Origin of the sequence: Bradyrhizobium sp. CCBAU 51745, assembly GCF_028128715.1 — a bacterium.
Taxonomy (GTDB): domain Bacteria; phylum Pseudomonadota; class Alphaproteobacteria; order Rhizobiales; family Xanthobacteraceae; genus Bradyrhizobium; species Bradyrhizobium manausense.
The window spans coordinates 1-19,466 of the sequence record NZ_LBJP01000069.1 but is presented as its reverse complement, the minus strand read 5'-3'; the positions used below and the strand labels follow the sequence as shown (position 1 = coordinate 19,466).

Below are 19,466 nucleotides of genomic sequence, written 5' to 3'. Positions count from 1 at the left end.
CATGTTCAGGACCATCGACGAGATTTCCGAGGGCGCGCGATACGACCTGGTCGTGATCGGCTCCGGTGCAGCCGGCATGGCCGCGGCTCTGTTCGCCGCGATCGAGGGTCGAAAAGTCCTGCTGATTGAACGCACCGACTATGTCGGCGGCACCACCGCCCTCTCCGCAGCAACGACTTGGGTGCCGAACTCGCACCATTCCAGGAGCGTCAATCCCGACGACAGCAAGGAGAAGGTCCGCACGTTCCTCAACGGCGTCGTGGGCAATCATTCAGCGCCCTCGATGCGCGAGGCGTTTCTCGACAGCGCACCGGAAGCAATTGCGGTGCTCGAAGCCAACAGCATGATCAAGTTCCGCCCCTACGCGACGCATCCCGACTACGAGCAGCAGTTCGAGGGCGCGACGATGCGCGGGCGCGCGCTCGAACCGGTGCCGTTCGACGGCCGCAGCCTCGGACCCGATCTCGACAAGATCCGCCCGCCGATTCCGGAGTTCACGATTTTCGGCGGCATGATGGTCGATCGCACCGACATCGGCCACCTGCTCGCGATCAAGACATCGGCGCGCTCCGCTGCGCACGCGTTCAAGATCCTCGCGCACTATGCCGGCGATTGGCTCAGGGGCCGGCGCGGCTCGCGCCTGGTCATGGGCAATGCACTGATCGGGCGTTTTCTGGCGTCGCTGCATGCGCGCGGCGTCGAGATCCTGATTCGGACAGAGGTGCAGGATCTCGCCACCGAGAACGGCGCCGTCAACGGCGCAATCCTCAAGTCGGGTGCCATGACCCGCCGCGTCGCGGCCACGAACGGCGTGGTGCTCGCGGCCGGCGGGTTCAACCGGCATCCGCAACGCCGCGCCGAGCTATTGCCCGAGGCCGAAACGTACAGCCCATCGGCGCCGGGACATACCGGCGCCATGCAGGACATCGCATTGCGGCTCGGCGCCCGGCTCGGCGAAGGCAACCTCGACAGCGCCTTCTGGGCGCCTGTGTCGATCCGCAAGCGTGCCGACGGCACTACGGCGAGCTTCCCGCATTTCGTCATGGATCGCAGCAAGCCGGGGACGGTCTGCGTCGATCAAACGGGACGACGCTTCGTCAATGAATCCGTGTCCTATCACCTGTTCGGGCGAGCAATGTTCGGGCACAACAAGCAGGTACCGTGCATCCCGTGCTTCATCATCACCGACGCGGTCGGGCTCTCGAAATACGGTCTCGGCATGGTGCGGATGGGCACGCGCAACCTGGTGCCCTATCTTGCCGACGGCTACCTGACACAGGGCGCGAGCGTCCCCGAGCTCGCGACCAGGATTGGCATACCGGCAAGCAGCCTGGAAAGCACGATCGCGGCAATGAACCGCTATGCCGCAAGCGGCGTCGATCCCGATTTCGGACGCGGCACCACGCCCTATCACCGCGTCAATGGCGATGCCTCGGTCGGGCCCAACCCCACGCTCGGCCCGATTTCGACCGCGCCCTACTACGCCGTGCGGCTGTATCCCGGCGACATCGGCGCGGCCACCGGTCTCGTCATCAACGAGTGGGCGCAGGTCACGCGCGCCGACGGCAGCGCGATCGTGGGGCTCTATGCCTGCGGCAACGAGGCTAATTCCATCATGGGCGGCACCTATCCTGGACCCGGCATCACCATCGGCCCGGCCATCACGTTTGCTTACCGCGGGGTGCGGCACGCAATCGGAGCGGCGCAGGCGCGGTGCGCGGCGTGAACCGGAGTTCTGGTATGACAGGTGATCACAAACTCGACTGCGATCTGCTCGTCATCGGCTCGGGCGCTGGCGGCCTGGCGACGGCGGTCACAGGCGCGGCGCTCGGTCTCGACGTCATCGTGATCGAAAAAGAGGCGCAGCTTGGCGGGACCACCGCCTGGTCCGGCGGCTGGATGTGGATTCCGCACAATCCGCTGGCGAAAGCCGCTGGCATCGTCGAGCCTCCGGAGCAGCCGAGACTTTATCTGCGGCACGAGCTCGCCGACGGCTACGACGCAAGCCGGGTCGAGATGTTCCTCGAGCAGGGCCCGCGCATGGTCGAGTTCTTCCAGCGCGAGACGCATCTCTCCTTCATCGACGGCAATCAGATTCCGGATTTTCACGGAAAGAGCCCGGGCGCAGTGATCGGCGGCCGCTCGGTCTGTGCCGCGCCGATCGACGGTCGCGAGCTCGGCCCGCGCATCCGCGATCTCAAGCCGCCTCTGGATGAAGTGGCCCCGTTCGGAATGGGCATCGCCTCAGGTGCCGATCTCAGGCACTTCCTCAACGCACGTTCGTCTCCGACGTCGTTCTTCCACGTCGCCCGCCGGCTTGCGAAGCACATGCTCGACTTGCTGCGCTTCGGTCGCGGCATGCATCTCGTCAACGGCAATGCCCTGGTCGCCCGACTGCTGAAATCTGCAGATAGCCTCGGCGTCCGCATCATGCCGGCGACGCCGGCGCAATCGCTGCTGCGGGAGGGGGCTCGCGTCGTGGGCACCCGCGCCGAGCGTGACGGCGCAGCGCTCGAGATTCGGGCCCGCCGCGGTGTCGTGCTCGCCTGCGGCGGCTTTCCGCATGACACGCAACGGAAGGCTGCGCTGTTCGCCCATGCCCCGAGCGGCAACGAGCACTGGTCGGCAGCGCCGCCGAGCAATACCGGCGATGGCATCCGCCTCGGCGAAGCTATGGGCGGGCTGCTGCGGACCGACCTCTCCGATGCAGGGGCCTGGGCGCCCGTGTCGCTGGTCCCGCATCGCGACGGCTCGTTCGGTCACTTCCCGCATCTGATCGAGCGCGCCAAGCCCGGGCTGATCATGGTGCGCAGCGACGGGACACGCTTTGCCAACGAGGCGGACTCCTATCACGACGTGATGAAGGCGCTGTTTGCTGCCACGCCGAAAGCCCTGCCGGCCGAGGCCTGGGCGATCTGCGATGCAAAATTCCTCAAGCGTTACGGTCTTGGCCGCGTGCGTCCCCCGCCCTTCCCGGTCTCGCCCTGGATACGCAACGGCTACCTGAAACAAGGCGCGAGCATTGCGGCGCTTGCGCAGGCCTGCGGGATTTCCGCCGACGGGCTCGCAGCGACGATCGAGCGCTACAATCACTTCGCATCGCGTGGCGAAGACCCTGCCTTCGGGCGCGGCGACACGCCCTACAATCGCGTGCAGGGCGACGCAGCGCATCTGCCGAACCCGTGCGTCGCACCGATCACATCCGGCCCGTTCTATGCGGTCAAGATCGTGGCCGGCAGCCTCGGAACATTCGCAGGCCTCAACACCGACGAACACGCCCGGGTGCTCGATGGGCAGGCGAAGCCGATCGAAGGTCTCTACGCCGTCGGCAACGACATGGCCAGCATTATGGCCGGCCGCTACCCGTCAGGCGGCATCACGCTGGGACCGGCGATGACCTTCGGCTACGTCGCAGCCCATCATGTCGGTGGAATTCCACTCGCGAACAACCGGTCGGCCGCCGCCTGACCGCAAGGAGAAGAACATGCTTTATGAGATCGCAACACTGACGGTGAAACTCGGCCACGCGGCCAAAGCCGTGGCCGGCATTGGCGACTACGTCGGCGCATCGGACGCCAACGGCACGCTGCTCGGCTGCTGGGCCAGCGAGATCGGTGAGCTCAACCAGCTCCTAGTGCTGCGCTCGTTCAGGGATCACGAAGCATGGCGCGCCGAGCGCGAGCGCACGCTTCGTACCACAAATCCCTTCGGGGCCGGCGAGGCCATCACCGAGATGAGCTTCGATACCTATGCGCCTTTTCCGTTCCTGCCGCCGGTCATGCCGGGCAAGTACGGCAGCGTTTACGAGATCCGCACCTATCGACTTAGGCACGGCGGTGTTCCACCGACGATCGCGGCTTGGGACGCGGCCATGCCCGAGCGCGGCAAGCTGTCGCCGCTCTCGATCGTTATGTATGCGCTCGACGGGCCCCCGCGCTTTACCCATATCTGGCCGTTCGCGAGCTTGGATGCACGCACCACGCTGCGCGCCGAGTCAGTTGCCAAGGGCATCTGGCCGCCGAAGGGCGGCCCAGACTGGCTGACCGGCAACATGCGCTCGATCATTGCGCTGCCGACCGCAATCTCTCCGCTGGCCTGAGGCGACGGACATGCCGCATATCTATTCGCTCGCCTATCTGACCTCGGCACCGATGGCCCCACCCGACGCGCTGGTGCTCGCCGCAAAGCTCAGCTACCAGGCGATCGGGGTTCGTATCGCTCCCGCCGCCCCTGGTGGCGATTTCTCGCCGCTGGCGACTGATGGCGCCATGCTGCGCGAAGTCCTTCGCCGCATCGACGACACCGGCGTGACGGTGTTCGACGTTGAAATCGCGCGGCTGAACGCGGATTTCACACCTGATCGCTTCGCCCGGTTCGTCGAAACAGCGGGCAGATTGAAGGCGAGCGCGATCCTTGTCGCCGGCGACGATCCCGACGAGGCACGCCTGACGGAGTCGTTCGCGGCATTCTGTCGGACTGCGGCGCCTTACGGCCTCACCGCCGATCTCGAGTTCATGCCGTGGACCGCCGTCAAGAACGCACGGGCAGCGCTGCGAATCGTAACGAACGCCGGCGAGCCGAACGGCCGTGTGCTGGTCGACGCATTGCATGCCGCGCGCTCCACGACAACGCTCGATGACATCGCGAACTTGCCGCGGCAATTGCTAAGCTATGCCCAGCTCTGCGATGCGCCCGCAGGCATTCCGGCCAGCGATGATGAATTGATCCACACCGCGCGGTGCGCGCGGCTCCTCCCAGGCGATGGCGGCATCGATCTTCCCGGAATCCTGCGAGCGCTACCGGGCGACCTCCCGTTCAGCATCGAGATTCCGAACCACGAATGGCTCCCCAAGCTCGGCGCAGAGGAGTGGGGACGACGGGCACTCGTCGCTGCACGCAGAATCGTCGCGCGCGCGGCGGAGGGAAAGGCGAGCGCATGAGTGGTCTGGATTTCACAGGTCGCGTCACCGTCATTTCTGGCGGCTGCGGCGGCATCGGCCGGGCGGTTCGCGAACGGATTGCAGCCGGCGGCGCCAAAGTGCTCGTCTGAGATGTCGCGGATGACGCCGATGAACGGATCGATCTCACCGACGAGACCGCCGTCGACGAGACGTTGGCGCGCCTCCTTGCGCGACACGGCAGCATCGACATTTCAATGCCCGGAATCACTGGACCCACGGTCGATATCGAGCGGTACAGCCTCGCCGATCGGCGGCGTGTTCTTGACGTGAACCTGACCAGCACCTTCCCCTGCTGCAAGGCCGCCATCACGCCGATGCGACGGCAAAACGGTGGCCGCGTCGTCAACCTGGCTTCGATAGCCGGCAAGGAAGGCAATGCCAGCATGGCCGGCGATGCCGCGGCAAAGGCCGGCGTGATCGCGCTGACGAAATCTCTCGGCAAGGAGCTAGCCGCTACCGAATTTCGCGTCAACGCCATCGCACCTGCCATGATCGCCACCGATCTGGTCAGGAAGTCGCTGCGCTGGTCGCCTGGCTCGCCTCCGATGAATGCTCATTTTCGACCGGAGCGGTGTTTTATCTTTCCGGTGGGCGGGCAACGTATTGATCAGCCAACGCCTTCCTCCTCACTTTGAGCGATCTTCGCCGTGCAAGGTTCTCAGGCCTCTTCTCTTGGACATATCGTTCTGGGAGCTTTGAATCCCGCCGCGCTGGACGAACTGCTTGGAAAAGCGAAGCTGGTGAAGCCAAGTGCAACACCATCACTGACACAGCGACTGAAGAAGGGCGATAGCACGCCGCTCGACCATTGACGACATTGCGAATTGCCTCGCTTCAGAGTGGGACTTCAAGGTAGGACCAGGAGATCGACAGACAAGCGCGCGCCTAGCGGTGACGGACTCGGATTTAACAAGTCCGAACTATGCGCTCTCGAACCTGCATAGAACGCGGAGATGAACTTGTGCTTCTTGAAGCGGGAGATAGGTCGCAGCTAGTGAACATCGCCTGCATCGGGCGATCGTTGTCAGCCACTCGCCGCATTTGTCGTTAGCGCGTCAATCGGACTCCGGGGTGGTCGCCGTCGATGAATTCAACCCCTGCGGCCTCCAAAGCACGTCTGACCGCCGCCAAGTTATTTATTGAAGGGATCCTGCGGCCTTTTTCGAAGTCACGAATAGTGCTCTCGCTCAAATTGGACCGAGCAGCCAATTCGGCCTGAGACCAGTCGAGCAGTCCACGGGCTGCCCGAGATTGATCGGGAGTCATCCATCCGCCATTTCATGAGACACGTTTTGCGTCTAACAGCCACGAAAAGCGTTGACACCCGCGATTTTAAACGATAATCGTCTATTTCAGACGGTTTTCGTGAATTGGGGTTCATTTTGATGGGCGAGCATCTTGGGAGCATTTACCCGAATGGCGATACGTCGTCAGACGTAGCTCTTTTGGTTCTTGAGAGGCGATTCCTCGCCCTGGCAGCAGAACTCGAACGCAAAGCTGGGGATCTTGAGCTTTCCGACGGCTATTGCACGATGGAGGACGAAGCACTGCTAGCCTGCCTCGATCCTATCGAAAGAGCGATCATGGAGACCCCGGCGCAAACGATAGCAGGCTTGGGCGTCAAGGCCCGCCACTTGGCATATCTTGTATCGGAGTACTGGGAAGCCCCGATCGATCAAATCGCTTGGGAAGGACGAGCGGTACGTCTGCTAATCGAAACAGTCTGCAGTATCGCAAACGCTCCTTTGCGCATCGAATGCGGTGACGCCGATCCTCTCAAACTGACGAATAGACCGACTCAGGATCGAGCGTTGAACAGACAGCAACTCGGCGGCTTGCCGGTATGGCGGCTGCGATAGCGAACCGGAGCTGCGGGTCACCAGCGAGCCTCCGCGACATGTGTTGTCGTATCCATTGTCTCGTTTCTCACAAGCTTCGAAGCGAGGAAGAATGCGGCCCGCCAGATCAAGAGTTTGGAGCACCCTACTCGATTGCGATTAGACGAACCAGAAGGCTGGCGTTTACGCGAGCACACCGGCGATATCCTATGAGCCGGTTTCTTCGGCGAACAGATCCACGATCGAATAGGCGGATTACCGGAGGACGGCGTGACATACGTCTTTGATTTTACGGCTATTGCCGCGCATTGGCGCGAGCTGCTGAAGGGCTGCCTGCTGACGCTGCAACTGTCGTTGCTCGCGATGCCAGTTACGCTCGCGATCGCCGTCGCCGCCGTGCTGGTGCTGCAGATGCGGGAAATCATCAGCACTTGGCTCATCGGGACATTCGTCGAGATCGTGCGCAACACGCCGTTTCTCGTGCAAATCTTCTTTCTCTACTTCGGGCTGCCCAGCATCGGCGTGCGGCTCGATCCAAATGTCGCGGCGATCATCGCGCTCAGCCTGAACGGCGCCGCCTATACAATTGAGATCCTGCGCGCCGGGGTGGAGGCGGTATCGCGCGGTCAGATCGAGGCTGGGCTCGCGCTCGGTCTCAGGCGGACGCAGATCTTCCGTTACGTGGTTCTCAAGCCGGCGCTGCGCATCGTGTATCCGGCGATGACGAGCCAGTTCATCTTTCTGATGCTGACATCGAGTATCGCCTCGTCCATCACAGCTGCCGAGCTGACGCACGTAGGTGCGGAGCTCGAGGCGGTGACCTTCCGCAGCTTCGAAATCTACTTCACGATCGCCGTGCTCTACCTGGTGATGTCCTTTGCGCTCTCGAAGTTGTTTACGCTGATCGGGCGCATCAGTTTTGCATATCCGACACGGTAAGAGGCGCGTACGCGAGATCAGCCATGATCACCTCACTTGGGCCCGCACAGTTTCATCTGTTGCTGGTAGGTACCCTGTGGACGCTGGCCTTGTCGACAGTCGCTTTCCTGTTTGGAGGGTTCGGTGGACTCGCCGTGGCGCTATGCCGAACGTGCGGTTTGAGGGCGCTGGAGCGGTTCGCCGCCGCCTTCATCGAGGTATTCCGCGGCACCCCGCTGCTACTGCAATTGTTCATCGTTTACTACGGCATCGGGCTGCTCAACATCTCGGTGAATCCGTGGATCGCGGTGTCGATTGCATTCATGCTTCACGCGAGCGCCGTTCTTGGCGAGATCTGGCGTGGATCGGTCGAATCCATCCCCCGCGGCCAGACCGAAGCCGCAAAGGCTCTCGGCATTCATTACTGGTTCCGGATGCGCTACGTCATCCTGCCGCAAGCGCTTAAGATTTCGCTGCCGGCGACCATTGGCTTTCTGGTTCAGCTTATCAAGGGCACGTCACTGGCGGCGATCATCGGCTTCACCGAGCTGTCCCGGACCGGAACGCTGCTCTCCAACATCACGTACCGGCCGCTGCTGATTTATGCGATTGTCGGCCTGATCTATTTTTTCGTCTGCTGGCCGCTGTCGCGGCTGGGACAGGCGATGGAACGTCGCCTCTCGCCAGCGAGAAGCCAATAAGCCAAATGAACCAAGGAGGAAACGTGATATCGAAATATTTTTGTCGTCGCGCGATTGTTTGTGGGGTAGCGCTCGTCGCGCTCGGCTTGGAGGCCCTGTCCCCACAGCGGACAGTCGCTCAGACGATCGCGGAAATCAAGCAGCGTGGCGTAGTCAGGATCGGTGTGCTGTCGGAGTTACCGCCGTGGGGCTTCCTAGATGCGTCGGGTAATCCTGCGGGCTATGATGTGGACGTCGGCGAGCTGCTCGCCAAGAAGATGGGCGTCAAGGCGGAGTTCGTCGGCACGACCGTCGCCGCGCGTATCGCGCAGGTCATGACCGGTAAGGTCGATATGCTGCTTGCGACCATGGGCATGTATCCGGAGCGCGCCAAGGTGGTGCAGTTCACCGAGCCTTATGCCGGCATGAAGATCATTCTGCTCGCCAAGAAGGGCCAGACGATCGACAAGCTCCAAGACGCAGCCGCTCTTCGCATCGGTGTCGTGCGCGGCGGGGCGCAGGATATTGCCATTACCAGCGGCCTGCCCAAGTCCGCCGACATTCGCCGCTTCGACGATGACTCGGCCGTCATCCAGGCCCTAATTACGGGGCAGGTACAGGCCATCGGAGCAAACACCACCTACATGATCAACATCAACAAGATATTCCCCAACAATGAGTTCGAGCAGAAGCTGGTTTTCAACGAGCAGTGGATGGGTATTGCGACCAAACCCGGCCAGAGGGATCTGAACGTCAGGCTAAACACCCTGATCGACGAAATCCGGGCTAGCGGTGAACTGGCTGCGATCAACAAGAAGTGGATCGACCAGCCGCTGCCCGATTTCCCGACCAGGATCGAGGGCGTTCCCTTTACCGTGCAATAAGCAAGACGCTCCATGCCGCCCACCGTCGATTCCCAAACCGCCATCGCGATGGATGGCGTCAACAAGTACTTTGGCGGATTTCACGCGCTGAAGAACATCAACTTCACAGTTGGAAACGGCGAGCGCATCGTGCTGTGCGGACCGTCCGGTTCCGGAAAGTCGACCCTCGTGCGTTGCATCAACCAGTTGGAGACCGTTCAGAGCGGCACGATCATCGTCGATGGCATCGATCTAACGGCCGGACGCAAGAACGTCGACGCGGTGCGGATGGAAGTCGGCATGGTGTTCCAGCAATTCAATCTCTTTCCGCACATGACCGTACTCGAAAACTGCATGCTTGCACCGATGAAGGTCCGGGGCCTATCCCGGGATGAGGCGCGGGCAACAGCGAAACGCCTGCTCGCTCGCGTCAAAATCGGCGACCACGCGCAGAAGTACCCGGCGCAGTTGTCCGGCGGCCAGCAGCAGCGCGTGGCGATCGCCCGCGCGCTGTGCATGAACCCAAAAATCATGCTGTTCGACGAGCCGACTTCGGCGCTCGACCCGGAAATGGTCAAGGAGGTGCTCGACACCATGGTCAGCCTTGCCTCGGGCGGCATGACCATGGTCTGCGTCACCCACGAGATGGGCTTCGCACGGGCGGTGGCCGACCGAGTGGTCTTCATGGCCGACGGTGAAATCGTCGAAGAGGCATCTCCCGAACAGTTCTTTTCGGCACCCACACACAAGCGGACGCAGGCCTTTCTGGGCCAGCTTCTCGTCCATTAGAAGTCGCCCGAGTGAGGGAAAATATGAAGAAAATCTTCGTTCTGAACGGACCCAATCTCAACCTCCTTGGCCAGCGCGAACCCGAAATCTACGGGCGAACCACGCTCGCCGAAATTTGCGAGCGCTGCATCGCCCGCGCCAAACCGCTTGGCTACGAGATCGACTTCCGTCAGACCAATTTCGAAGGCGAACTGGTTGAGACCATACATCAGGCGCGCCAAGAGGCCGCGGGTATCATCGTCAATCCGGCCGGCTATACCTTCACCTCGGTCGCGCTGCTGGACGCGCTGAAGATGTTCGACGGTCCAAAGATCGAGCTTCATATCTCAAACGTTCATACGCGTGAGAACATCTACCACAACTCCCTGATATCACGCGCCGTGACCGGTATACTGATTGGCTTTGGCGCGAACGGATACGAGCTCGCCATCGATGCCATGGGTCGATTCTTGGCCCAGGCTGATCGGCGGCCGCCCGACGTATTGCGCTCACTGGAGAAAACCTCTTCAGAAGACATTGTCTCTGCTCAATGAAATGAGCAAGGATTGAGCGCGGCGAAGTCTGCTATGGGTTAATAGCGACGGTTTGGCCCGGTCAGAGCGGCGTCCGTTTACTCCTCATTGCGACATGACGCGCCGGACGGAGCACGCCGCGATGGGCCAAGAGGCCGCCCCCGGCTTCTTTAGCGGCTTTGACTGTTGTCGGAGGCTGTTGTTTCAGCCTGGAAAGAGCGATACGTCTTTAGGTTGTAAATTGAAATCGTCCTGAAGTGGGCCATGACCATCGAAATCGCATTTTTCAACGCACTGGGCCGCTTACCGATTGAGATCGAAGCCGAAATAAGGAGCGGCATTCGACGACGGGATGGTCTCACCTTGATTGTATTGGCGAGCGGCATACTTCCCGTCCCTGCTCTGCTTCCATCCGCCGCACTTGAACCGACCTCTCGCTTCCAAGCGCGATGGGCGGCTGCAATCTAAATTTGCTCTGGCGCGATGATCTATCACGTCGACGACGATGCCATGCAGGGCCGTTCGACGCGAGCGAGTATACTACGAATCGCCGAAATGGCGCTGGCGCGCTCCGAGACGGAAGAAAGCCGAGACCCGCGCCCGACCCTCCTGCGAAGTCGCGCATTTGCTCGGTTGAAATCCCAGCCAGAGATTTCCGGGTGCATCTGCCACGCGTGCTGCCTGCGCTGAAAGCGGCGCTTATCCATTGACGCAATGACTCGGCCGTGATTCGATTCAAAGTACTGGCCGCTACAGGCCAGGCAAGCGGCCCGCACAGGTGCTGGACACACCTGCACGAGCCTAACCCTCAACATGGAGCTGACCATGTCTCAGGCTGATTCTGCCTATACCACGAGTCGTTTACTGTTTCCTGCCGGCCCGGCCGCTCGGCGCCGGCAGTTCGTCACCGGCGGCGCCGCCATCCTGGCCGGGGTCATCACTCCCTCATGGGCTGAAAGCGTCGGTGTTTCGACCGCGCCCGACCCAATCCTCGATGCCATCGAAGGCCACCGCCGAGTCTTTGAGGAACTGGGGCGCCTGCTCGCCGAGCAGGATGCTGCCGAGCGCGAGCTGCGCCGAGCGCCCTGCGGCAGGCGGGCCGAGCTAGAGGCTAAGTTAAGTGGCCTCTGCGAGGCTGAAGGCGCACTCGGTCGGGCTGAGATGAAGGCCTCGCGTCAGCTCGCCGGCACCGTGCCAGGAAGCCTCAAAGGAGTGGCCGCGGCGTTAAGGTACGTGCGTGAGTGTTACGAAGTTGGCCAGTCCCCCCTTTACGAGCAGGATGGCTACCGGCTGCTGCTGCTCTCGACTGAACGCGCGATTTGTGCGGCCATTGGTCTCGCTATTCCGCCTCGTGGTGGTGATTCTCGATAGCGATTGCGCACCTTCCTACGAGTGGGATGTGGAAACGAAGTCCTGATGGAACCACCAAGGCACCGCCAGACAAAGCGGTGGGAACGGATATCTCCGACCTACGACCACCGTGCCACATCCCGGCTCCACAAGAGGCTGAAGAACTCACGATGAACATAATCAGCGGTCAAAATCTTACACTCGAAGTACAAGAACGACTACGAGGATTTGCACGATTACGTGCTCTTCAGGGTCCAAGCGCATTCGCTTCCGCGACGTTGCTATCGGGGACGATGACTGCAGCAAGGAAACGGTCCTAGAAATCGACGTTCGTGGCAAGCGCGGCGTCGGCTTCTGCAAGAGCATGCCGGGTGCCGTGCGTCCCTTTAAGCGCGTGCTGGCACGGCGGAAGCCAAAGCCCGACGAACTCGCCTTCCCGAAATCCCGCCACGAGTTGTTCAATACCATTCTGGACGAGACCAGCCTCAAGCTCGACCGCGAGGGGCAGCGTACAGTCTGCGCCACAGCTAAATCTACTTCTGTCATTCGGCGCACTGATTGACGCCTTGTCGGCGCCGAAGGTTGCGACAGCCAGATGCCCACTGATCGTCGAGCCATGGCAAATGCAGATCCTACGAACTTTGCCTGGTCCGGAAGACGTCGTTGCGGTCGCCGCGGATCCGGATCGCCGCCAAGTCGTTCAATTCGCTATCACTGCCCTGGGCCGCCGCGGCGTTGCTCATGGCCGACGGCACTCGTCGACGTTGCGGAGCAGAACATCTGGCAGGGTGCGGGACCCGCGGCACCTAAATCCGCAATGCATCGCTCTTTTCCGAGCCACCAGAGGCTTCGGATGGGATAGTGGGATTCGGGACGCAGCGGAACGACCGGCGCGCCAGCGAGGGTTTCGGTGTCTTTCGATTGCATCATGTACCCCAGTTTGCGATGCAGGCGCGACGGGATGCGCTGCCTACTACCAACAACGGGCGTGAGCTTCAGGTCGGAATTTCTTGTCGCAATTTGTCGATTGTCGGAATTTCTCGCGAATTCGGTGGAGAGGGTATAGTTGCTCGACATAAAACTGTCGCTCAACCTGCAATTCTGCATCTTGCCGGGTCCGGAAAGCGGCGGGCCCTTCGCTTCTGATGTGGTATTCGGGCATATACCTTTATCGAACTGTGCAACAACAACCCGAAGCTCTTCGAATGGACCAAGTCCGCAGACCACATCTTGGCTTCCGTCAAACGCTCCTGCCACAAAGCCCAGCAGACCTTATGTGGCGAGCCTTCTTTATGTTCACGTGACTAGAATGATTCTACGCCGGGAGAGTCGTCTCCGTAGTCGCGCGCAATGTTATCGTAGTCTGGAGGGTTGGAGCTTCATTCGATGGGCGCGCGACACTCAGTCGCATCGAATGAGAAATCCAACATTCTCCGTGCTTCCATTCTTGGTCTTCACTTAAGGTTGTAGTTTGACGGCTTGACTCTCGATCTGCGCGATGCCATTTTAAGTTGTATCGAGCGGTGCGGTGGTTGTAAGGACAGATGAATGCCTTCGGATGTTGGTGTGGCGAGGCGGCCGTGTCTGTATTTTACGCGTCTAACTGTTAGTGAAGAAGGCGCCTACTTCCCCGCCGATGCCCACGCGCGAACGCAGCTGATAAGTGAAAGCCGAGATATTCCTGCAGTCGCAGAGCTGTTGGACGGTTATCGCGACATCCTGGATGTGGATCTGTTTGATGAATTAAGTAGCTTCAAATCGTCGCGAGCGGACAAGCGGGCATTCGAGACCGGCATTTATGCTGCGGCGGCTTATTGTTTCGAGCGGAGCTCCGGAGTCAGCCCGACGTGTCTTGCTTTCTATTCGTCGGGAGTGGCGCCAGCGCTGCTCTTTTCCGGCGTCGTGTCCCCGTCGACCTATCTGCGTGAGCTGCTGCCGTTTCATGACAGGAATCGCGAGTGCTACGCGGCTTCGGCGTGCAAAGTGCGCCTCGCTCAGGTGCGGCTGGAAGGAGATCGGGATGAGGATGTCGAGACATTTATCGCAGAGACGATCCGCAAACATGCCTTTGAAAGACGCGTGTATCTCAAGGACCGGCGCGGCCTTCATACGACCCTTATCGGCGGGGAAGAAAAGCCGGTTCTGCTCGTACGTGAGGCTGTTTGCGAAAGATTTCCCAGTGTTCTGCGGCGAGGCGCGGTTCTTCGGTTGAACGAGGCATCGGCGCATCTGCCCTTCTACGATACCGAGCCTCTCCTCCAAATACTCGATGGTGTGCGGTTCTCGCCGCCTCGTTTTACGCTCATCGGCGTCGCGGGCGAACGCGTCCCGGCCGGCTGCGGCGACCAAGAGATTCTTCGCAAACTGGTGATCGAGGCCGCCTTCGGTCTGCTCGACACAGGGCGCGCGCTGCGGGTTGCTAGGGAGGGTGCCGATGAACTCGTCATCGTCGGATCCCGGCGAGGAGCCTATCTGCTTAGGCGCCCCAACACCGACGCATTTGGTTCGTTCAGCTTTGCGTTCGCGGAGGCGGCGCCCGACGCCGCGACGGCTCGATCTCGCAAGCGCTCAACCGCTCTTGAATCAGACTAAAGGGAAGCAAAATGCTTGTCTCAAGCGGAATTGGATCGCCCAAGATCAGATCGATCGTGTTCGATCTCGGAGGGGTGCTGGTCGATTGGGATCCTCGATATCTGTATCAGCAGCTCATTCCGGATCACGAAGAACGTGAGTGGTTCTTGCGGGAATGTTGCTCAAGAGACTGGATACTTGAGCAGGATTTGGGTCGTCCATGGGTTGAGGGCAACGAGATTCTCATCGCTCGGTATCCAGAGCACCGACATCTCATTGAGGCCTTTCGCGCGCGATGGCGCGACATGCTGCGCGGACCGATTGCTGAAACCGTCTCGCTCCTCGGGCGTCTGCATCAACGGGACGTGCCGCTTTATGCCCTTAGCAACTGGTCGGCCGACACGTTCGAACTTTCGAGAGATCGACTACCGTTCCTCGGCATGTTTTCCGGCGTGCTGATATCGGGAGAGGTTGGAATCCGAAAGCCGGATCGCCGATTCTTCCACATTCTCGGCGAGCGTTACGGTGTCGAACCGAACACCTCTGTCTTTGTTGACGACACCAAAGAGAACGTGGACGCTGCCGCCGCGCTCGGGTTTGATGCGATTCACTGCATCTCGCCCGCGGCGCTTCAACACGAATTCGAACGGCGCGGTTTGCTCGACACGTCCCACGACGGTCCGCAGCAATGACCGATCGCCATTCGATGCAGCCAGTCTCCGGCGCTGTGCCAAAGTTGTGGGAGGGCCAGCCCGGCCCATGAAGAAACCAGCGCCCGGATGCACGGCGGTCTGTACCCCTGCACTCTTGTACTCACTCTCTCTTCTGCCCACCGCTCAACCCCAAAGGCGACTACCCATGCATATGGACAAGATCTTCTCTCTTTCTTCTATGCTGAATGGACCAGGCGTGGTGTTTGAAAACGAAAACCCGCCTTGGCTTGCGAACTTCATCCTCAAGTCCGGAAATCTCGATACCCTCGCCGAGTTCGAACCGCGTCTTTCGGATCCAGGCTACGCCGCGACCACGACCTTCAGCAATCTCGAAGGCAACAGCTTGCTGTTCCTGATGAATCTCATACCGAGGAAGAATCACCGAAACCGTTATCCGAATGGTCTCCGACAGTCCTACGGCGATCATAACAGGCTCATGATGCTCGGCATCGACAGGTTGGCCGCGGGTGACTGGAACTGGCTTCTGTCGCGCTCGATGTTCTTCACGGAAACCTTCGTGTGCGACCTTCAAGACTATGTGAATAGCATCCGAGAGAGATTGACCGCGGACGAGCGCTTGCGAAAGCTAGTTATGCTTTCGGCATCGTTTCACGATTACGGAAAGCTGTATCGGCGCCGATATGGGTTGGATTCGTACGATGCGGCGTTTCTCGTGCAGCCGATCCTCGACAGAATTTGCGCGACGCCTGAAGAAAGGGCGGCAACCGTGTTCTGCATTCGCAATCACGACATTGTCGAGCATGTTGGCAATGGCGCCGTGCCGCTGCAGGCTGTTCTCGCTTCCTATCGCGAACTTTCGCCGAAATATCAGGAGGTGTGCTGGCCCGCTTTGTCGATGATCCAGGTGGCCGGTGCGGCGAGCCTCGGAAACGGCCGGCTCACTGAAATGAAACTAAGCCTCGGAAAGCTTCTTCTGACGGGCGAATTCGCGAAGCAGTCGACGGATCATGTCATCCGGCTCAACAGACTGATCTTCCCAGGCATGGCCCCTGACGATGCAAAACTGCTCGCTTTGTCGCGCTCGCAGTTGGCCAACCATGGGCTTGAGCAGCCGGAGTTCGTCGAGTTTTGCAATCGCGTAACGATCCGCAACTGGAATGTGCTCGGCCTCGCCCGCGCTGACATCGAGGACAGTCGCATCCGCAAGTCGTTCGACGCTATCGAGCAACTGCTCCAGATATGGAAAGGCCGGAAGAGTTACACGGATATGATCCTGCTCAATGGGAATATCACTACGGATGCGGTCAAGACGGGCGTGACGCTGTCCGGTGATCACTTCCTTACCGTTGGAGACAGTGGGGCGCAGTCTCGGCAGGTGGCCTGAGCGCATTGCTCGTTAACGTCGCGTACTGCGAGAGGAAGGTAGCGTTAGCGGCAAATGCAACCAGGGCACGGGATCGGGACTAGGGGTGCACGCCGAAAGGCGTGCACCCCGCTATGGCAAGGTTAACAAGACAGGCGCTCTGTAGGTTAGCCCGGCCGTCTTTTTCAGGCGCTTGGTAGGCGGTGAACATTTTTCACGAAAACGTCGTCCAGGGATTATTTTTCACAAGGTAAGATTGAAACTCAACTAGGTGAGCGCTTTGTGAGGGAAATTCATGCTTCAGGCCGGGTGAACGTTTTTCGCGATCGGGGGCTCCCCAAAGCGGCGCCCCGGCGGGTTGCGCTGCCCTCATCGACGCTTATAAGCTGACTGTTCCGCTTCCCCGTACTCTTTCGGCGATTGGCGCCAAGCACCGCATCACCGAGCAAGGCGGCTGGTGCATCTTTACCCCCGCCATGCTCCCGAGGCCTCCCTTGAAGGGCACCTGATCGATCGGATACTCACCGAGACAGACGGCCCCTTCACTCAGCTTGACGGACGTCCGACCGAGCCCGCTGACGGTCGCCGCGATCGCCGACGTCCGGAGGATCCCGGTCGATGCCGTCACGACAGCGGTAAGATCGAACCTCCGCTCCCTACTGAGATCGCCTGCTCAAGGGCTCTAGAAAAATTGTAAACTTCGTGCTACATATTCGGCCAATTTGTAGTGCGAAGGTGCCAAAATGCCCACTCCACACAACCCTCCTGCTTCGGTGCGGCGTGCGCTGCGCAAGCTTGGGGCGGACATCCATGACGCCCGTCGACGCCGACGGCTGCCGATGGCGGTCGTTGCCGAGCGCGCCTTCACGTCCCGGTCGACATTGCAAAGGGTCGAAGCTGGCGACACCAACGTCAGCATCGGCATCTATGCCGGCGTCTTGCAGGCACTCGGTCTGCTAGACGGCTTGAGCCAGGTCGCCGACATCAGCAACGACAGCGTCGGGCAGGCATTGGCCAGCGCCGACCTACCGAAGCACGTCCATCTCAAGCGGCCAACCGGATCGTCCCGCGATGGCTGACTTCGAGGTGCATATTGATCTGGACGGCCGCACACGCCCGATCGGATGGGCGAGGAGCAACCGCGTCCGAGGCGCGGAGACCATCCTCTTTGAGTACGACGGTGCATGGCTTGACGACCCGGACCGCTTTTCGCTGGAGCCAGCGCTTGCACTGACGCATGGCGCATTCGCTCCTCCAGCCGGACTGGCGACCTTCGGCTCTATAGGCGACTCGGCGCCCGACACCTGGGGCCGTCGGCTCATGCAGCGCGCAGAGCGGCGTCTGGCCGAACGCGAAGGTCGGGCTGTTCGCACCCTGGCCGAAAGCGACTACCTGCTTGGCGTCGCCGACGAGACCCGGCTTGGCGCACTCCGCTTCCGCTGGGTCGGCGAAGAGGTTTTCCAGGCACCGATCAGGGCTGGCGTTCCAGCCCTGATCGAGCTTGGACGGCTGCTCCAGATCACCGAGCGCATCCTCCGAGACGAAGAAACAGATCAGGACCTTCAACTCATCTTTGCTCCCGGTTCCTCCCTCGGCGGCGCACGTCCAAAGGCGTCGGTCATCGACCAACATGGTCGCCTCTCCATCGCGAAATTCCCGAAGGAGACCGACGACTACAGCATGGAGACCTGGGAAGAGATCGCGTTGCGGCTGGCCGGCCAGGCCGGTATCGCCACTCCCGACCACGAACTGATCGACGTCGCCGGTAAGGCGGTCATGCTGTCGCGACGTTTCGACCGTGAGGGCGCCATCCGCATCCCGTTCTTGTCCGCGATGGCGATGATGGGCGCCAAGGATGGCGAGCGCGGCAGCTATCCGGAGATCGTCGACGCCCTTGCCGAGCACGGCGCCCAAGGGAAAACGGACGCCCACGCCCTTTATCGGCGTGTCGTCTTCAACGTGCTCATCTCCAATGTCGACGATCACCTGCGTAATCACGGCTTCCTGTGGTTCGGAAAGGCGGGTTGGTCCCTCTCGCCGGCATACGACCTCAATCCCGTTCCGACCGATCTCAAGGCGCGCGTGCTGACCACGAACATCGATCTCGACGAGGGCACGTGCTCGGTCGATCTGCTGGAGGCCGCGTCGGAGTTTTTCGCGCTCACGCTACCGCAGGCCCGCACCATCATCAAAGAGGTCGCGACCGTGACCGCAACCTGGCGCGATGCAGCCAAGGCGGTCGGAGCCCGCTCGGCCGAGATCAACCGCATGGCCAGCGCATTCGAGCACGACGATCTCAAACGGGCGCTGGCGCTATGACGAGGACTTTCCTTCACACCTTTGAACCAGCCGCCGCCAATCCCGTCACCGGTCCTACCGTCGACCTGGAAGTCTCGGAGTACGCCTCCGGTGGAGGCCGCCTTCCCGGATCGGGTACGGGCGTGAGATGGTTTGCGCATTAATTCGCAAGCAAATGAGCAAACGTGACGACGGTTACGGTTCTGTCCGGTCCTGAGCGGCGACGGCGGTGGACGAGTGCCGAGAAGCTTCGGATCGTGGAGGAGAGTCTGGCTCCTGGGGCAAGTGTTGTCGAAGTTGCTCGACGACATGACGTTCACCGCAATTTGGTTACGGCCTGGCGGCGGCAGGCGCGGACCGGCGTCCTCGCTTGCGGGCCCGAGCCGATGCAGCGGCAGGACGATAAGGTCCGTTTTGCGGCAGTCTCCATGGCGCCAGACCGGCAACCGTTGACGGCGCCCTCGGGAAGTTGCGGTGCGATCGAGATTGAGTTCGCTGCCGGCGCTCGGATGCGGATCACCGGTGCGGTTGACGCGGCGACGCTAAGCGCAGTCGTGGCGGCGTTGACTGATGGACGGCCGCGATGATCCCGTTGCCGGCCGGCGTGCGGGTATGGCTTGCGACCGGCCATACCGACATGCGGAAGGGC

20 protein-coding genes and 2 pseudogenes are annotated in these 19,466 nt (G+C 61.0%); 20 read left to right on the top strand and 2 right to left on the bottom strand.

The window, feature by feature from the left end:
* The first annotated feature begins 1 nt into the window (after window position 1).
* From XH98_RS16800 to XH98_RS16775, 6 genes and pseudogenes are all read left to right on the top strand, one after another.
* Window positions 2–1,726, top strand: a complete 1,725-nt coding sequence (locus XH98_RS16800) for an FAD-dependent oxidoreductase (protein WP_271619308.1) — start codon at window positions 2–4, stop codon at window positions 1,724–1,726.
* A gap of 14 nt (window positions 1,727–1,740) precedes the next feature.
* Window positions 1,741–3,468 carry an FAD-dependent oxidoreductase gene (locus XH98_RS16795; protein WP_271619307.1) on the top strand — a complete coding sequence of 576 codons (1,728 nt, stop codon included), beginning with the start codon at window positions 1,741–1,743 and terminating at the stop codon, window positions 3,466–3,468.
* Between the two features lie 16 nt (window positions 3,469–3,484).
* A complete protein-coding gene (locus XH98_RS16790; RefSeq protein WP_271597982.1) occupies window positions 3,485–4,099 on the top strand; it encodes an NIPSNAP family protein in 615 nt (204 codons plus the stop codon).
* A 10-nt stretch (window positions 4,100–4,109) separates the two neighbouring features.
* Window positions 4,110–4,940, top strand: a complete 831-nt coding sequence (locus XH98_RS16785; RefSeq protein ID WP_271619306.1) for a sugar phosphate isomerase/epimerase family protein — start codon at window positions 4,110–4,112, stop codon at window positions 4,938–4,940.
* Window positions 4,937–5,568: pseudogene (locus tag XH98_RS16780) on the top strand (SDR family NAD(P)-dependent oxidoreductase). Before XH98_RS16785 ends, XH98_RS16780 begins: the two are co-directional and overlap by 4 nt.
* Before the next feature lie 40 nt (window positions 5,569–5,608).
* The gene (locus tag XH98_RS16775; RefSeq protein ID WP_271597980.1) at window positions 5,609–5,773 is read left to right on the top strand and encodes a hypothetical protein; all 165 of its coding nucleotides are present in this window, start codon (window positions 5,609–5,611) and stop codon (window positions 5,771–5,773) included.
* 235 nt (window positions 5,774–6,008) lie between these two features.
* Here XH98_RS16775 and XH98_RS16770 read toward each other — a convergent pair whose 3' ends face one another.
* The gene (locus XH98_RS16770) at window positions 6,009–6,227 is read right to left on the bottom strand and encodes a helix-turn-helix domain-containing protein (RefSeq protein ID WP_271597979.1); all 219 of its coding nucleotides are present in this window, start codon (window positions 6,225–6,227) and stop codon (window positions 6,009–6,011) included.
* Window positions 6,228–6,346: 119 nt separating this feature from the next.
* On the opposite strand from XH98_RS16770, the gene XH98_RS16765 reads away from it, so the two are divergent.
* The 8 genes and pseudogenes from XH98_RS16765 (at window position 6,347) to XH98_RS16730 (ending at window position 11,932) form a co-directional block, all read left to right on the top strand.
* The gene (locus XH98_RS16765) at window positions 6,347–6,820 is read left to right on the top strand and encodes a hypothetical protein (RefSeq protein WP_271619305.1); all 474 of its coding nucleotides are present in this window, start codon (window positions 6,347–6,349) and stop codon (window positions 6,818–6,820) included.
* 249 nt (window positions 6,821–7,069) lie between these two features.
* Window positions 7,070–7,738, top strand: coding sequence for an amino acid ABC transporter permease (locus XH98_RS16760; RefSeq protein ID WP_271619304.1), 669 nt, complete (start codon window positions 7,070–7,072; stop codon window positions 7,736–7,738).
* A 23-nt stretch (window positions 7,739–7,761) separates the two neighbouring features.
* On the top strand, window positions 7,762–8,418 hold the full coding sequence (locus tag XH98_RS16755; RefSeq protein ID WP_442868595.1) for an amino acid ABC transporter permease: 657 nt from the start codon (window positions 7,762–7,764) through the stop codon (window positions 8,416–8,418).
* Between the two features lie 23 nt (window positions 8,419–8,441).
* Entirely contained in the window at window positions 8,442–9,281 is an 840-nt protein-coding gene (locus tag XH98_RS16750; protein ID WP_271597976.1) for a transporter substrate-binding domain-containing protein, read from the top strand.
* Window positions 9,282–9,293: 12 nt separating this feature from the next.
* Window positions 9,294–10,049 carry an amino acid ABC transporter ATP-binding protein gene (locus XH98_RS16745; RefSeq protein WP_271619303.1) on the top strand — a complete coding sequence of 252 codons (756 nt, stop codon included), beginning with the start codon at window positions 9,294–9,296 and terminating at the stop codon, window positions 10,047–10,049.
* 23 nt (window positions 10,050–10,072) lie between these two features.
* Window positions 10,073–10,510 (top strand): annotated as a pseudogene (locus tag XH98_RS16740) (type II 3-dehydroquinate dehydratase); the annotation flags it as partial.
* 315 nt (window positions 10,511–10,825) lie between these two features.
* On the top strand, window positions 10,826–11,029 hold the full coding sequence (locus XH98_RS16735) for a hypothetical protein (RefSeq protein WP_271619301.1): 204 nt from the start codon (window positions 10,826–10,828) through the stop codon (window positions 11,027–11,029).
* Between the two features lie 357 nt (window positions 11,030–11,386).
* Window positions 11,387–11,932, top strand: a complete 546-nt coding sequence (locus XH98_RS16730; protein ID WP_271619300.1) for a hypothetical protein — start codon at window positions 11,387–11,389, stop codon at window positions 11,930–11,932.
* 690 nt (window positions 11,933–12,622) lie between these two features.
* Here XH98_RS16730 and XH98_RS16725 read toward each other — a convergent pair.
* Window positions 12,623–13,003: a hypothetical protein gene (locus tag XH98_RS16725; RefSeq protein WP_271619299.1), complete on the bottom strand. Its 381-nt coding sequence runs from the start codon at window positions 13,001–13,003 to the stop codon at window positions 12,623–12,625.
* 456 nt (window positions 13,004–13,459) lie between these two features.
* On the opposite strand from XH98_RS16725, the gene XH98_RS16720 reads away from it, so the two are divergent.
* The 6 genes from XH98_RS16720 to tnpA all read left to right on the top strand — a co-directional run bounded on the left by XH98_RS16720 (window position 13,460) and on the right by tnpA (window position 19,404).
* A complete protein-coding gene (locus XH98_RS16720) occupies window positions 13,460–14,503 on the top strand; it encodes a hypothetical protein (protein WP_271619298.1) in 1,044 nt (347 codons plus the stop codon).
* A gap of 11 nt (window positions 14,504–14,514) precedes the next feature.
* On the top strand, window positions 14,515–15,174 hold the full coding sequence (locus XH98_RS16715; protein ID WP_271597969.1) for an HAD family hydrolase: 660 nt from the start codon (window positions 14,515–14,517) through the stop codon (window positions 15,172–15,174).
* A gap of 166 nt (window positions 15,175–15,340) precedes the next feature.
* Window positions 15,341–16,540, top strand: coding sequence for a hypothetical protein (locus tag XH98_RS16710; RefSeq protein ID WP_271619297.1), 1,200 nt, complete (start codon window positions 15,341–15,343; stop codon window positions 16,538–16,540).
* Between the two features lie 722 nt (window positions 16,541–17,262).
* Window positions 17,263–17,598, top strand: a complete 336-nt coding sequence (locus XH98_RS16705) for a helix-turn-helix domain-containing protein (protein ID WP_271597967.1) — start codon at window positions 17,263–17,265, stop codon at window positions 17,596–17,598.
* Complete coding sequence (locus XH98_RS16700; RefSeq protein ID WP_271619296.1) at window positions 17,591–18,838, top strand: type II toxin-antitoxin system HipA family toxin; 1,248 nt, start codon at window positions 17,591–17,593, stop codon at window positions 18,836–18,838. The genes XH98_RS16705 and XH98_RS16700 overlap by 8 nt, the downstream gene beginning before the upstream one ends.
* 164 nt (window positions 18,839–19,002) lie before the next feature.
* A complete protein-coding gene (tnpA, locus tag XH98_RS16695; protein ID WP_271599302.1) occupies window positions 19,003–19,404 on the top strand; it encodes an IS66-like element accessory protein TnpA in 402 nt (133 codons plus the stop codon).
* Window positions 19,405–19,466 lie beyond the last annotated feature (62 nt).

What these genes read in the sequence shown, in the direction of transcription:
- XH98_RS16800 (WP_271619308.1), top strand. Translation starts at nt 2, where the DNA reads ATGTTCAGGACCATCGACGAGATTTCCGAGGGCGCGCGATACGACCTG.
- XH98_RS16795 (WP_271619307.1), top strand. Translation starts at nt 1,741, where the DNA reads ATGACAGGTGATCACAAACTCGACTGCGATCTGCTCGTCATCGGCTCG.
- XH98_RS16790 (WP_271597982.1), top strand. Translation starts at nt 3,485, where the DNA reads ATGCTTTATGAGATCGCAACACTGACGGTGAAACTCGGCCACGCGGCC.
- XH98_RS16785 (WP_271619306.1), top strand. Translation starts at nt 4,110, where the DNA reads ATGCCGCATATCTATTCGCTCGCCTATCTGACCTCGGCACCGATGGCC.
- XH98_RS16770 (WP_271597979.1), bottom strand. Translation starts at nt 6,227, where the DNA reads ATGACTCCCGATCAATCTCGGGCAGCCCGTGGACTGCTCGACTGGTCT.
- XH98_RS16765 (WP_271619305.1), top strand. Translation starts at nt 6,347, where the DNA reads ATGGGCGAGCATCTTGGGAGCATTTACCCGAATGGCGATACGTCGTCA.
- XH98_RS16755 (WP_442868595.1), top strand. Translation starts at nt 7,762, where the DNA reads ATGATCACCTCACTTGGGCCCGCACAGTTTCATCTGTTGCTGGTAGGT.
- XH98_RS16745 (WP_271619303.1), top strand. Translation starts at nt 9,294, where the DNA reads ATGCCGCCCACCGTCGATTCCCAAACCGCCATCGCGATGGATGGCGTC.
- XH98_RS16735 (WP_271619301.1), top strand. Translation starts at nt 10,826, where the DNA reads ATGACCATCGAAATCGCATTTTTCAACGCACTGGGCCGCTTACCGATT.
- XH98_RS16730 (WP_271619300.1), top strand. Translation starts at nt 11,387, where the DNA reads ATGTCTCAGGCTGATTCTGCCTATACCACGAGTCGTTTACTGTTTCCT.
- XH98_RS16720 (WP_271619298.1), top strand. Translation starts at nt 13,460, where the DNA reads ATGCCTTCGGATGTTGGTGTGGCGAGGCGGCCGTGTCTGTATTTTACG.
- XH98_RS16715 (WP_271597969.1), top strand. Translation starts at nt 14,515, where the DNA reads ATGCTTGTCTCAAGCGGAATTGGATCGCCCAAGATCAGATCGATCGTG.
- XH98_RS16710 (WP_271619297.1), top strand. Translation starts at nt 15,341, where the DNA reads ATGCATATGGACAAGATCTTCTCTCTTTCTTCTATGCTGAATGGACCA.
- XH98_RS16705 (WP_271597967.1), top strand. Translation starts at nt 17,263, where the DNA reads ATGCCCACTCCACACAACCCTCCTGCTTCGGTGCGGCGTGCGCTGCGC.
- XH98_RS16700 (WP_271619296.1), top strand. Translation starts at nt 17,591, where the DNA reads ATGGCTGACTTCGAGGTGCATATTGATCTGGACGGCCGCACACGCCCG.